Genomic DNA, 13354 nt, shown 5'->3' with positions numbered 1-13354 from the left:
CCGCCACGGTTCATGCGAAGCGAAGGGGGAACCGTGAAAAGCATGAAAACTCTTGCCATCGGCGTGGCGGCGTTCGCCGTCGTAGGGGGAGCCGCCGGTGGCGCTTTCGTCGCACCGCCGATGGATCAGGTGCAGCTGGCCGCGGTCGACGCGCCGTTCCCCGCAGGCGGGTGGTACGCCCAACCGCAGGACCCGCCACCGCCGCCGCCGGCCCCGGGAGCCTTGCCGACCGCCGAACAGTTGTCGACCCTGTGCAACCAGGCCACCGATCCGGGCGTCTCGTACACGACCAAGAACAATTTGGTCGAAAACGGCATCAGCCCCGAGGAGGGCCACGTTGCCGACCACGATCTGCGAAAGGCCTACCGCAACGGGAACTTTCCGGAGACGTTCGCCGTGACGAACATTGCGCCGGCGGGCCCGAATATGGCCCAGGCCGACGTGGCCATCTCGGGTCCGAAGTTCGCCGGGCCGGTGCAAAAGCACTTGGTGTTCGTCAACCAAGGCGGGAACTGGGTCCTGCAGCACGACGCTGCCATCGCCCTGATCCAGGCCGCGACGGCCACGAACTAGGCGGCTAGACTCTGGGCGGCCACACAGCGGGCGCACAGGTTGTGCATGTTGTCTTCATATGGCGCGGCCGTAACGTGGCCGTGCCGAGACCCGAAACAACATAGGTAGCAGGCACGCCGACATCACACCAAATGTGTGGATCCGTCGAAATTCGTGCCCGTCGAAGGGGGAACCATGAAAACCGTTAAATTGCTCGCCACCAGCGTGGCAGCCTTCGCCGTCATCGGGGGCGCGGCCGCCGGTGCGGCCTCCATCGCCGCGCCGATGGACCAGGTGCAGCTCGCCGCGATCGGCGCGCCTCTGCCGCAGGACCCGGTTCCGGCCGCAGCCGCCGACGTCCCGACCGCCGACCAGCTGACCGGCGTGCTGAACAACCTGGCCGACCCGAGTGTCTCGTTCGCCAGCAAGAGCAACCTGGTTCAGGGCGGCATCAGCGGGATCGAGGCGCACGTCGCCGACAAGAAGCTGCAGAAGGCGGCCAAAAATGGCGACCTGCCCCTGTCGTTCGACGTCACGAACATCCAGCCGACCGCGGCCGGTTCAGCCACCGCTGACGTCGCCGTCTCCGGTCCGAAGCTGACGTCGCCGGTCACCCAGAGCGTCACGTTCGTCAACCAGGGCGGCTGGGTGCTGTCGCGGGCGTCGGCGATGGAGTTGCTGCAGGCCGCCGGTCAGTGATCGGCGCGCAGCGCGCGCAGGTCTGATTTGGCGACGCGGACGGGGTCGGCCAGCACGTCGATCGAGGTGACCAGGCCGTCGCGCACCACGAATCCCATGATCGCCGTCGCCTGCCCGGCGACGAAGATCACCGCGCCGGCCGCCCCGTTGACGGTCGCGGCGCGCACCTCGCGGTCCGGACCCGCATACGCGCGGGCCAGCTTCGCCACGGTGGACGCACCCTCGGTGCGGAAACCGGCGGTGCCGTGGCCGAAGTCGCCGCGCAGCACCACGTCGGGATGCAGCACCGCCACCAGGCGGTCGAAGTCCCCGCTTCGGCCCGCCGCGAAGAAGGCGCCGACGGCCTCCCGCTGGGCGACCAGGTCGCCGTCGGGAGCCGGATCGGCCTCTTCGATGCGTCGGCGCGCCCGGCTGGCCAGCTTGCGGGTGGTCTCCGGCGTCCGGCCGACGATGGGTGCGATCTGGTCGAACGGCACGGCGAAGACGTCGTGCAGCACGAACGCCAGGCGCTGCTCCGGCGGCAAGGTGTCCAGCACCACGAACAACGCCAGCCCGACCGCGTCGGCCAGCATCGCGCGGTGTTCGGGGTCGAACTCGCCTTCGGCTTCGACAATCGGATCCGGCAGGACGACGGTAGGTACCTCCCGGCCACGGGCGTGCCGGTCGCGCAGCATGTTCAAGCAGATCCGGGCCATCGCGGTGGTCAGCCAGGCGTCCAGGTTGGCAATGCCGTCGCCGCCATTACGGTTCAGCCGCAGCGACGCTTCCTGCACGGCGTCTTGGGCGTCGTCGATCGAGCCCAGCATGCGGTAGGCGATGGCGCCGAGCTGTGGCCGCGCCGCCTCGAAACGCGCCGTCACGGACGGATCCACGGTCACGTGCCGCCGTGGCTCTCGGGCAGGGCGCAGACCCGGTTGCCGGAAAAGCCGGACGAGCCGATCCCGAGCGCGAGGTTGAAGCGGGCGCGCAGGTTGCCCAACGTTATGACGTGGGTGAGCCCGACGAGTTGGGCGGTGTCGAAATGCGCGCGCAGCGCATCGAAAAGCTCATCGCTGACCTCGACAGGGGTGCGGCTGATCGCCGTGGCGTACTCGAGTATCAATTTGTCGACGGTGGAGAAGCATGCGGCGTTTCGATAGTCGGCCAGGGCGAGAAGTTCCTCGTCGGTGATGCCCCACTGGCGGGCGATCTGTGAACCGAGGTCGATGCAGTACTCGCAGCGCACCGTCGTCGCCGACTTCAGCTCCGCGAGCGCGCGGTGGCGGGTGCTGAGGATGTCCAGCTTCGACTCGGCCTGCTCGAGCTTGCCGTAGGCGTTGAGCAGCCGGGGGATGTGCGCGTACATCCGCAGCGGTTCCAGCATCCCGGCCGTTTGCAGGCCGGTCATCTGCGCCAGTTTGCGCTTGGTGAAGAAGAAGGCGATCTTGGCGCCCAGGCCGGCGTCGCGGTCGGAGACCCCTTGCAACCGGGACATGGCGATCCTCCTAGCAAGTTGCGGTGTGAACCAACGTCCTCACTAAGTCGACACCCGGCGCCGCGCAAACGTGACCGCCTTACCTCGGCGGCCCCGGCGCCATGTCCATGTCGAACACCCGGGCGTGCAGCACGGTGCGATTCCGCAGCGCCGCACGGACCGCCCGGTGCAGGCCGTCTTCGAGATAGGTGACGCCCTTCCACCGCACCGCGTGCGGGAAGAGGTCGCCGTAGAAGGTGGAGTCCTCCGACAGCAGACGGTCCAGCGCGAGCACCGTCGTTGTGGTGACCAGTTCGTCGAGCCGAATCTGCTGTGGCGGAATCTGGGACCAGTCCCGGTAGGACAGCCCGTGCTCGGGATACGGCTTGCCGTCACGCACGCCCTTGAAAATCATTGCCCGATCTTCCCCGATGCGTTGCCATGACCCGACCGGTTCATGCTGGACAGGCTAGTCGGAAGAACTGTCGTCAGCGTCGATGCCGCCCGTAATCGCGACGGCCGCTGGCGAGTGTCCGCCGCCGCCGGCCCCGGCAAGCGGCTGCTGGTAACGGTTGGCACCGCTTGAGACCCGTAAAATGAACCCGGTCAGCGCGGTGCAGGGAGGTGACAACGAGTGGCAAGTGCCGACGATCGTCGTTTCGAGGTGCTGCGTGCCATCGTCGCCGATTTCGTCGCCACCAAGGAGCCCATCGGTTCGAAGACCCTGGTGGAGCGTCATAACTTGGGCGTCTCGTCCGCGACCGTGCGCAACGACATGGCAGTGCTGGAGGCCGAGGGCTACATCACCCAGCCGCACACCAGCTCCGGGCGGGTGCCCACGGAGAAGGGCTACCGCGAGTTCGTCGACCGGCTCCACGACGTCAAGCCCTTGTCCTCGGCCGAGCGGAGCGCGATCCTGAGCTTCCTGGAGTCCGGTGTCGACCTCGACGACGTGCTGCGCCGGGCGGTACGGCTCCTGGCCCAGCTGACCCGCCAGGTGGCCGTGGTGCAGTACCCGACCCTGACGTCGTCCACCGTGCGGCACCTGGAAGTGATCGCGCTGACCCCGGCCCGGCTGCTGATGGTGGTCATCACCGACACGGGTCGCGTCGATCAGCGCGTCGTCGAACTCGGCGACGTCATCGACGACCACCAGCTGTCCCAGCTCCGCGAGATGCTGGGCCAGGCGTTGGTCGGCAAGAAGCTCTCGGCGGCCTCGATCGCGGTGGCCGACCTGGCCGGACAACTTCGCGCCCCCGACGGATTGGGCGACGCCGTCGGCCGCTCGGCGACGGTGTTGCTGGAGTCGTTGGTCGAACACACCGAAGAACGCCTGCTGATGGGCGGGACCGCCAACCTGACGCGCAACGCAGCCGACTTCGGCGGCTCGCTGCGCTCGATTCTGGAGGCGCTCGAGGAGCAGGTGGTGGTGCTGCGGTTGCTGGCGGCCCAGCAGGAAGCCGGTAAGGTGACTGTGCGCATCGGCCATGAGACGGCCGCCGAGCAAATGGCGGGCACCTCGATGGTGACCACCGCCTACGGCACCTCCGACACCGTGTTCGGCGGAATGGGTGTGCTGGGGCCCACCCGGATGGACTATCCGGGAACTATCGCCAGCGTTGCCGCGGTTGCCCTATATATCGGCGAAGTCCTGGGTGCTCGATGAACGCGCACCCGCAGTATTCGCAGGCGCGGGTTAAGGACCAGGTTTAGGAGAGTCAGGCGTGGCACGCGACTATTACGGGCTGCTCGGCGTGAGCAGAAACGCCAGCGACGCGGAGATCAAGCGCGCGTACCGCAAGATGGCGCGCGAACTGCATCCCGACGTCAACCCGGATGAGGGCGCGCAGGCGAAATTCAAGGAGATCAGCGTCGCCTACGAGGTGCTCAGCGACCCCGAGAAACGACGCGTCGTCGACCTGGGTGGCGATCCGATGGAAAGCGCCGCCGCGGCGGGTGGCGGTTTCGGTGGCGGTTTCGGCGGCCTGGGCGACGTGTTCGAGGCGTTCTTCGGCGGCGGCTTCAGCGGCGGCGCGACCTCACGCGGTCCCATCGGCCGGGTGCGGCCGGGCTCGGACTCGCTGCTGCGGATGCGGCTCGACCTCGAAGAGTGCGCGACCGGTGTGACCAAGCAGGTCACCGTCGACACCGCGGTGTTGTGTGACCGCTGCCAGGGTAAGGGCACCAATGGTGATTCCGTGCCGATCCCGTGCGACACGTGCGGTGGCCGCGGCGAGGTCCAGACGGTGCAGCGGTCGCTGCTGGGCCAGGTGATGACCTCGCGGCCGTGTCCCACCTGCCGCGGCGTCGGCGTCGTCATCCCCGATCCCTGCCATCAGTGCATGGGCGACGGCCGGGTCCGGGCCCGCCGCGAGATCAGCGTCAAGATCCCCGCCGGGGTCGGCGACGGCATGCGGGTGCGGCTCGCCGCCCAGGGCGAGGTCGGACCCGGGGGAGGGCCGGCCGGTGACCTGTACGTCGAGGTTCACGAGCAGGCCCACGACGTTTTCGTGCGCGAAGGTGACGACCTGCACTGCACGGTGTCGGTCCCCATGGTCGACGCGGCGCTGGGCGCCACGATCACCATCGACGCCATCCTGGACGGCATCAGCGAGGTCACCATTCCGGCCGGCACGCAACCGAATTCGGTCATCACGCTGCGCGGCCACGGGATGCCGCACCTGCGTTCGGGCACCCGCGGCGATCTACACGTCCACGTCGAGGTGGTGGTGCCCAGCCGGCTGGACCACCACGACACCGAACTGCTGCGCGAGTTGAAGACCCGGCGCAGCCGCGACGTGCCCGAGGTCCGCTCGACCCACGCGGGCGGCGGGTTGTTCAGCCGGCTGCGCGAAACCTTCACCGGGCGCTAGCCGCGAGTCCGGAAAAGGCGCGCACATGGTCGCGACCCTCTTCTACGTCGACGCACTGCCCGATATCGGCTCGCTGGCCGTCCTCGACGGCGACGAGGGGTTTCACGCCGCGACCGTGCGGCGGATCCGTCCCGGCGAGCAACTGGTCCTCGGTGACGGCGCCGGCGGCCTGGCGCACTGCGAGGTCGAGCACGCCGGCCGGGACGGGTTGCGCGCCCGGGTGCTGAAGCGCTGGAGCGTCGCGGCCGGGCGGCCGCCGGTGACGGTGGTGCAGGCGCTGCCGAAGTCGGAGCGTTCGGAGTTGGCCATCGAATTGGCCACCGAAGCCGGCGCCGATGCGTTCCTGGCCTGGCAGGCGGCCCGGTGTGTGGCCAGTTGGCAGGGCGCCCGCATGGACAAGGGCCTGCGGCGGTGGCGTGCCGTCGCCCGTGCGGCGGCCCGGCAATCCCGCCGGGCGCATATCCCGCCCGTCGACGGCGTGCTGTCCACCGCGGCGCTGACCCAGCGGATCCGCGACGAAGTGGCCGCCGGAGCGGTGGTGCTGGCGCTGCACGAGTCGGCCACCGACCCGCTGACGAATATCGATGTCGCTGGCGCGGATTCGTTGCTTCTCGTGGTGGGCCCCGAAGGCGGCATCGCGCCCGAAGAGATCGCCGCGCTGACCGAGGCGGGAGCGGTGCCGGTGCGGCTGGGCCCCCAGGTGCTGCGCACGTCGACCGCCGCGGCCGTGGCGCTGGGCGCGCTCGGCGTGCTCACCCCACGGTGGGATCACGCGTCCACCTTGTAGAGCGCCGGTATCCCGTCGCGTCGCCGCTGGTCCCGGGTGGGCTGGCGCAGGCCGGCAACGTGCGCGACAGGGGCCTGACCCCGGGCAATACGCGGCTGAAGGCTGACCAACCGAGGGCCCCGGCGTAGACTTAGGCAGCCGAACACACCACCGACAAGCCGAGAAAGCAGGCATCGAGAGCCACGTGACGCCCCGCGAGACCAGCGCTGTTGACGCAGCCGGAGGCCTCCAGGCCAACGCCCAAGTACGCAGCAGCATCGATGTTCCGCCCGATGTCGTCGTCGGCTTGTTGGGCTCGGCAGATGAAAACCTTCGCGCATTGGAACGCAGCCTGAACGCCGATCTGCACGTGCGTGGCAATGCCGTGACCGTCTCGGGCGAGCCGGCCGACGTCGCGCTCGCCGAGCGGGCGATTTCCGAGCTGGTCGCGATCGTCGCCAACGGTCAGCCGTTGACGCCGGAGGTGGTCCGCCACAGCGTGGCCATGCTGGCCGGCACCGACAACGAGTCGCCGGCCGAAGTGCTCACCCTGGACATCCTGTCGCGGCGCGGAAAGACGATCCGGCCCAAGACGCTCAACCAAAAGCGTTACGTCGACGCGATCGACGCCAACACCATCGTTTTCGGGGTCGGCCCGGCCGGCACCGGGAAGACGTATCTGGCGATGGCCAAGGCGGTCAGCGCGCTGCAGACCAAGCAGGTAAACCGCATCATCCTCACCCGGCCGGCGGTGGAAGCCGGTGAGCGCCTTGGCTTTTTGCCGGGCACACTGAGCGAAAAGATCGACCCGTATCTGCGGCCGCTGTATGACGCGCTGTACGACATGATGGATCCCGAGCTGATCCCGAAGCTGATGTCGGCCGGGGTCATCGAGGTGGCGCCGCTGGCGTATATGCGTGGCCGCACTCTCAATTCGGCCTTCATCGTCCTCGACGAGGCGCAGAACACCACCGCCGAGCAGATGAAGATGTTCCTCACCCGGCTCGGCTTCGGATCGAAGATGGTCATCACCGGGGACATCACCCAGGTGGACCTTCCCGGTGGCGCCAAGTCGGGCCTGCGGTCGGCGATCGAGATCCTGGACAGCGTCGAGGACATCCATATCTCCGAGCTGACCAGTGTGGACGTGGTGCGCCACCGGCTGGTCTCCGAAATCGTCGACGCATACGCCAAGTTCGAAGAGCCCGGGCTGGCGATGAACCGCGCGGCTCGGCGGGCGTCGGGCTCCCGCGGGCGCCGGTGATGGGGCCGTGAGCATCGATGAGTATTGAGGTATCCAACGAATCGGGCATCGACGTCTCCGAAGCCGAGTTGATCAGCGTCGCACGGTTCGTCATCTCCAAGATGGACGTCAACCCGGCCGCCGAGCTGTCCATGGTGCTGCTGGACACCGCGGCGATGGCCGACCTGCACATGCGCTGGATGGACCTGCCCGGGCCGACGGACGTGATGAGTTTCCCGATGGACGAGCTCGAGCCGGGTGGCCGGCCCGACGCGCCCGAGCCGGGACCCTCGATGCTGGGCGACATCGTGCTGTGCCCGGAATTCGCGGCCGGGCAGGCCGACGCGGCGGGGCACAGCCTGGGCCACGAATTGGCGTTGCTGACCATCCACGGCGTGCTCCATCTGCTGGGCTACGACCACGGCGAGCCGGACGAGGAAAAAGAGATGTTCGCCCTTCAGGACCGGTTGCTCGAGGAGTGGGTCGCCGAGCAAGTCCAGGCCTATCACCAGGACCGCCAGCAGGAACGGGATCGCCGATTGCTGGACAAGTCAAGGTATTTCGACAATTGAGCCGACGAAAAGCACTCGGGATCGCGGCCGCGGCCGCCATAGCCTTGGCACCGTTCTCGGTGGTGGCCACCACGATCGGTGTGGCAGAGGCGGCCCCGTGCGCCGGCGCCGGCTCTAACCCCACCAGCTGCCAGTGGTGCCAATATCTGGTGGCGCAGTATCACACCTCCAACGTGTGCTCCCAGGACGCGCCGCCCCGCCGGGCTCAGCCGTCCCCGACCCCGGTGCAGGTTCCGGAGCTTCCCCCGTACGTGCCCCCAAGCCCGGTGCCGGTGCAGGCCACACCGCTCATTCCGCCAAATCTGCCGCCCACCAACCCCGTTGCCACGATCCATCCGCCGGGTCCCGACGCGTCAAGAAACGTCTCGGTGGTGGCACCCCCGAGGGGGCTCGACGTTCCGCCGCAGGCGGTCGCGGCGGCCAAGGCGGCACCGGCGACGCGGGTCAATCCCGCCGACCCTCCGAAGCCGCCGAAGCAGGTCGACTTCAACCAGCGGGTGCAGAACGTCGTCAGCGCCCACCGGGAGAACGTCGACGTCCTGAAGGTCGACAATCAGCGGCTGGTCCGGCCCCGTCACTGGGAGTACGTCGACTACGACGACGCCTACCGCCGCCCGGCCCTCTTCAACCCGATGAACCAGGCGATGACGTTCCGCTACTCCTACAACGGCGCCGACCGGGAGGCGTACCTGCCGGCCGGTGCCCGGATCGTGCTCGATGCCGCCACCGTCGGCGTGGTCCCGTTCACCGCGGTCGGCGACAGCTGGGTGGCCTCTGGCAGCTTCTATGGCGGCGGCTCGATACCGCCGGATGGCTTCAACGGCCCCCCGCCGCCGGACTACAAGGCGCCGGCCCCCCCGAAGCTGTACCAGAACGTCTTGGTCTCTGTCCCCGCCGTCGACCAGACGTTGGAAGTCGGTCAGGTCGCGGTGGTGGGCCGGGACGAAAGCCAGCCCGGGGGCAGCCAGGACACCTTCCTGCTCGACGACTCCACGATGGCCTGGGGTCAGGTCAACGACTCCATCAGCAGCAGCGCCCAGATCAAAGTGACCAAGACCCAGTCGCTGCCGCACGCCGGGCCGACCGACGATGGCAGCTTCTTGGTGGTGCTGGCCGTTCGCCCCCACGAGGAGCCCACCCAACCCGCCCAGCCCTGGTGGCCCTCGGCGCTGGGTTACGGGGCGTTGGGGGTAGTGGTGGGCCTGACGGCCTGGGCCCTCAACCGAAAACGGAGTGACGACGACGTTGCGGAGCCCGTCACCACGTCAAGGTCTTCCGGCAATTGACCGGCCTGTCTTGGCTGCTCGGCGCGATGGCGCTGATCGCCATCGGCGGGCTGTTCGCGGCCATCGACGCCGCCATGAGCACGGTGTCGCTGGCCCGGGTCCAGGAGCTGGTGCGGGAGGAGCGGCCCGGCGCCGTATCGCTGTCCGAGGTGATGGCCGAGCGGCCGCGCTACATCAACCTGGTCGTGCTGCTGCGGATCACCTGCGAAATCACCGCGACCGTGCTGCTGGTGTTGTTCCTGTACGACAACTTCGGTTTGAGCTGGGCGTTGTTCGGCGCCGCGGCGACCATGGTGGTCATGAGTTTCGTCGTCATCGGGGTCGGTCCGCGCACCCTCGGGCGCCAGCACGCGTATTCCATCTCGTTGACGACCGCCGTTCCGCTGCGGCTCATCTCGTGGTTGTTGATGCCGCTCAGCCGGTTGCTGGTGGTCCTGGGTAATGCACTGACACCCGGCCGCGGCTTGCGCAACGGACCGTTCGCATCCGAGATCGAGCTACGCGAAGTCGTCGACCTGGCCCAGCAGCGCGGCGTGGTCGCCGCCGACGAACGCCGGATGATCGAGTCCGTCTTCGAGCTCGGTGACACCCCGGCCCGCGAGGTAATGGTGCCGCGCACCGAGATGATCTGGATCGAAAGTGACAAGCTTGCCAGTCAAGCGTTGAACCTGGCGGTGCGCAGTGGGCATTCCCGCCTCCCGGTGATCGGGGAGAATGTCGACGACATCGTCGGTGTCGTCTACCTGAAAGACCTTGTGCAGCAGAGCTTTCTGTCGGGTGACGGTGGGCGGGGCATCACCGTGGCACAGGTCATGCGTCCGGCGGTGTTCGTGCCGGACTCCAAGCCACTGGATACGCTGCTGCGCGAGATGCAGCGCGACCGCAACCACATGGCTCTTCTCGTCGACGAGTACGGCGCGATAGCCGGCCTGGTGAGCATCGAAGACGTGCTGGAGGAAATCGTCGGGGAGATCGCCGATGAGTACGACCAGGCGGAGACGGCGCCGATAGAAGACTTGGGTGACAAGCGGTTCCGCGTCTCGGCGCGGTTGCCGATCGAAGACCTCGGCGAGCTGTACGACGTGCAGTTCGACGACGATCTCGACGTCGACACCGTGGGCGGCCTGCTCGCCCTGGAACTGGGCCGGGTTCCGCTGCCCGGTGCCGAGGTGGTCTCGCATGGCTTGCGGCTGAAAGCCGAAGGCGGTACCGACCACCGGGGGCGGGTACGGATCGGCACTGTTCTGCTCAGTCCGGTCGAGCCCGAGTCCAACGGCTCCGACGGAGGGAAACCGCTATGACACCGAGGCCGCGCCCACCGCGAACACGTTCGGCGACATGACCGAATTCCATTCCGGCTTCGTGTGTTTGGTCGGCCGGCCGAACACCGGCAAGTCGACGCTGACCAACGCGCTCGTCGGCACCAAGGTGGCGATCACCTCGACGCGGCCGCAGACCACCCGCCACACCATTCGCGGCATCGTGCACCGGGAGAACTTTCAGATCATCCTTGTGGACACGCCGGGCCTGCACCGGCCGCGCACCCTCCTTGGCAAGCGGCTCAACGACTTGGTGCGCGACACCTACGCCGAAGTCGACGTCATCGGGTTGTGCATCCCGGCCGACGAGGCGATCGGTCCGGGGGACAGGTGGATCGTCGACCAGATCCGTTCAACCGCACCGAAGACGGCGCTGGTGGCCATCGTCACCAAGATCGACAAGGTGCCCAGGGACCGCGTGGCCGCGCAGTTGGTCGCGGTCAGTGAACTGGTCGGCGACTCGGCCGAGATCGTCCCGGTGTCGGCGGCCACCGGGGCCCAGGTGGACGTGTTGACCGACGTGCTGGCGGCGGCGCTGCCCGTCGGGCCGGCGTACTACCCCGACGGCGAGCTGACCGACGAACCCGAGGAAGTCCTGATGGCGGAGCTCATCCGCGAGGCCGCCCTGGAGGGGATTCGCGACGAGCTGCCGCATTCGTTGGCGGTGGTCATCGACGAAGTCAGCCCCCGGGAGGACCGCGACGACCTGATCGACGTGCACGCGCTGCTCTTCGTCGAGCGCGACAGCCAGAAGGGAATCATCATCGGCAAGGGTGGCGCCCGACTGCGAAAGGTGGGCACCGCGGCGCGCGGCCAGATCGAAAAGTTGCTCGGCACCAAGGTTTACCTCGACCTGCGCGTCAAGGTCGCCAAGAACTGGCAGAGTGACCCCAAACAGCTTGGCCGGCTTGGCTTCTGAAGCGCAGGCGCACGGGTTTGATGGCATCGGCGACGGTTAGCCGTCGCGTATGACCCAAGCATGGCTACCGTTGGTCACCGGCCGTGACTCGCTCGATTGCCCGGTGTGGGCATCGAGAAACCCGAAGTCGCTCAAGCGAAGTCGACGTCTCGCAGTGTGCCGCTTGGGGTTTCACCGTCGCGGCGGGGTGCCGGCCACCGGCGGCGTGCCCGTTTCGGCGTTCCACCACATCGTCGGCTGCTTGGTCGACCACCCGCACACGGCCTCCAGCTCGGCGGCCAGCGAGATCAGCATGCCCTCGCTGTTGGGCGGCCCCATCAGCTGCACCCCGATCGGCAACCCCTCGGAGGTGAACCCGGCCGGCACGTTGATCGACGGCCAGCCCAGGAGGTTCCACGGGAAGGTCAGCGGGCACGCGGTGACCATCGCGCGATCGGTGCCGAAGCTGCTCAACCGGTCGAAGGCGCGCGCCAGCGGTGGCGGTTGGGCGGTGGTCGGGGCCAGGACGACATCCACGATGTCGAAGATCGAGCCCACCCGCCGCTGGGCGGCGGTTTCGTGCCGGCGCGCGGTGCGCAGGATCGCCTGACCCAGCACGTGGCCGACGCGCAGGTTGGACAGCGTGCGGGGGTCGAGGATCACCCCGTCGCCCAGCCGCTCCTCCCAATCCCGCAGGCCGGCGGTGGACCGGGCGAGGAAGTCCCACGACAGCCGCAGGCCGTAGTCGGGATTGCCCGGCACCACGGTGTGGCCGAGCAGCTCGAGCTGCCTGGCCACGGCTCGCGTCGCGGCCAGGATCTCGGGATGCAGTTTGGGCCGAAAACCGGTGTAGGGGAGCCGGGTTGACAGCGCGATATTCAGGGGACCGGGCGCGATACCGACATAGTCGGACGCCGTGATCGGGGGCGGCTTGTGCCGGTCGCCCTCGACGTTGCCCGACGCGGCGTCGAGCACCAACGCGGCGTCGGCAACCGTGCGGGCCAGCACGCCGTTGACCGTGATGCCGTTGAAGGCCTCGGGCAGTGGCCAGGTGGAGATGCGGCCGCGCTGCGGCTTGATGCCCACCAGGTGCGTCCACGCGGCGGGGATGCGGACGCTGCCCGCGCCGTCGGAGCCGATTGCGGCGGTGACCAGTCCCGCGGCCACCGCGGCCGCGCTGCCCCCCGACGAGCCGCCCGGGGTGTGCCGGCGCGACCAGGGATTGCGGGTATGTCCGAACCCGGGTCCGCTGGTGAAGGGCCACTGACCGAGTTCGCAGGTGTTGGTCTTGCCGACGATCACCGCGCCCGCGGCCTTCAGGCGGCGAACCACCTCGGCGTCGTGGGCGGCGGGCGCTACATATCCCTCGGTGCCAAAGGCGGTCGGCACTCCAGCAACGTCGACGTCGTCTTTGACGGCGATCGGGATGCCCAGCAACGGCGCCGTGTCTCCGGCCGCCCGGCGCCGATCGGCCGCCGCCGCGTCGGCCAGCGCCGACTCGGTGAGCACGACGCGGAAGGTGTTCAACGTCGGCTGGCTCGCGTGGATGGCGTGCAGGGACCGGCGCACCAGTGTGACGGAAGTCACGGAACGACTGGCCAGCTGATAGAGCAGGTCAGTCAGTGTGGGCAGGCGCTGGCCACCGGATCCGAAAACGGACCCAGGACCTGACTCGGAAGCGCCAATCACGGGG

General features: G+C 68.4%; 14 protein-coding genes. 10 read left to right on the top strand and 4 right to left on the bottom strand.

Translation table 11 applies throughout. The features are described 5' to 3' along the window. The first annotated feature begins 42 nt into the window (after positions 1-42). Together AWC17_RS00955 and AWC17_RS00950 are read left to right on the top strand one after the other, a co-directional pair. Positions 43-573 carry an MTB12 family secreted protein gene (locus AWC17_RS00955; protein WP_276038903.1) on the top strand — a complete coding sequence of 177 codons (531 nt, stop codon included), beginning with the start codon at positions 43-45 and terminating at the stop codon, positions 571-573. A 174-nt stretch (positions 574-747) separates the two neighbouring features. After that, a complete protein-coding gene (locus AWC17_RS00950; RefSeq protein WP_046185714.1) occupies positions 748-1251 on the top strand; it encodes an MTB12 family secreted protein in 504 nt (167 codons plus the stop codon). Here AWC17_RS00950 and AWC17_RS00945 read toward each other — a convergent pair. The 3 genes from AWC17_RS00945 to AWC17_RS00935 form a co-directional block, all read right to left on the bottom strand. After that, the gene (locus AWC17_RS00945; RefSeq protein ID WP_046185710.1) at positions 1245-2129 is read right to left on the bottom strand and encodes a sigma-70 family RNA polymerase sigma factor; all 885 of its coding nucleotides are present in this window, start codon (positions 2127-2129) and stop codon (positions 1245-1247) included. The genes AWC17_RS00950 and AWC17_RS00945 overlap by 7 nt on opposite strands. Beyond that, positions 2126-2725, bottom strand: coding sequence for a carboxymuconolactone decarboxylase family protein (locus AWC17_RS00940; protein ID WP_046185709.1), 600 nt, complete (start codon positions 2723-2725; stop codon positions 2126-2128). Before AWC17_RS00940 ends, AWC17_RS00945 begins: the two co-directional genes overlap by 4 nt. A 79-nt stretch (positions 2726-2804) precedes the next feature. Further along, positions 2805-3119 carry a type II toxin-antitoxin system VapB family antitoxin gene (locus AWC17_RS00935; RefSeq protein ID WP_046185708.1) on the bottom strand — a complete coding sequence of 105 codons (315 nt, stop codon included), beginning with the start codon at positions 3117-3119 and terminating at the stop codon, positions 2805-2807. 219 nt (positions 3120-3338) lie between these two features. Between AWC17_RS00935 and hrcA the strand changes: the two genes are divergently transcribed. The 8 genes from hrcA to era all read left to right on the top strand — a co-directional run bounded on the left by hrcA (position 3339) and on the right by era (position 11682). Further along, positions 3339-4370 carry a heat-inducible transcriptional repressor HrcA gene (hrcA, locus tag AWC17_RS00930; protein WP_046185707.1) on the top strand — a complete coding sequence of 344 codons (1032 nt, stop codon included), beginning with the start codon at positions 3339-3341 and terminating at the stop codon, positions 4368-4370. A gap of 58 nt (positions 4371-4428) precedes the next feature. Next, positions 4429-5577: a molecular chaperone DnaJ gene (gene dnaJ, locus AWC17_RS00925; RefSeq protein ID WP_046185706.1), complete on the top strand. Its 1149-nt coding sequence runs from the start codon at positions 4429-4431 to the stop codon at positions 5575-5577. Positions 5578-5602: 25 nt separating this feature from the next. Beyond that, entirely contained in the window at positions 5603-6364 is a 762-nt protein-coding gene (locus AWC17_RS00920) for a 16S rRNA (uracil(1498)-N(3))-methyltransferase (protein ID WP_047322285.1), read from the top strand. 184 nt (positions 6365-6548) lie between these two features. Then, a complete protein-coding gene (locus AWC17_RS00915; RefSeq protein ID WP_046186171.1) occupies positions 6549-7607 on the top strand; it encodes a PhoH family protein in 1059 nt (352 codons plus the stop codon). A 17-nt stretch (positions 7608-7624) separates the two neighbouring features. Further along, a complete protein-coding gene (gene ybeY, locus AWC17_RS00910) occupies positions 7625-8158 on the top strand; it encodes an rRNA maturation RNase YbeY (protein ID WP_046186170.1) in 534 nt (177 codons plus the stop codon). Then, the gene (locus AWC17_RS00905) at positions 8155-9444 is read left to right on the top strand and encodes a hypothetical protein (RefSeq protein WP_046186169.1); all 1290 of its coding nucleotides are present in this window, start codon (positions 8155-8157) and stop codon (positions 9442-9444) included. The genes ybeY and AWC17_RS00905 overlap by 4 nt, the downstream gene beginning before the upstream one ends. Next, complete coding sequence (locus tag AWC17_RS00900) at positions 9441-10745, top strand: hemolysin family protein (protein ID WP_046186168.1); 1305 nt, start codon at positions 9441-9443, stop codon at positions 10743-10745. The genes AWC17_RS00905 and AWC17_RS00900 overlap by 4 nt, the downstream gene beginning before the upstream one ends. 37 nt (positions 10746-10782) lie before the next feature. Next, the gene (era, locus tag AWC17_RS00895; RefSeq protein WP_046186167.1) at positions 10783-11682 is read left to right on the top strand and encodes a GTPase Era; all 900 of its coding nucleotides are present in this window, start codon (positions 10783-10785) and stop codon (positions 11680-11682) included. Positions 11683-11853: 171 nt separating this feature from the next. On the opposite strand, the gene AWC17_RS00890 is transcribed toward era, so the two are convergent. Further along, entirely contained in the window at positions 11854-13350 is a 1497-nt protein-coding gene (locus tag AWC17_RS00890; protein WP_047322289.1) for an amidase, read from the bottom strand. Positions 13351-13354: the final 4 nt, after the last annotated feature.

Origin of the sequence: Mycobacterium nebraskense (assembly GCF_002102255.1) — a bacterium.
GTDB lineage: Bacteria > Actinomycetota > Actinomycetes > Mycobacteriales > Mycobacteriaceae > Mycobacterium > Mycobacterium nebraskense.
The sequence above is the reverse complement of the archived record's forward strand: the minus strand, read 5'-3'. Positions and strand labels throughout refer to the sequence as shown.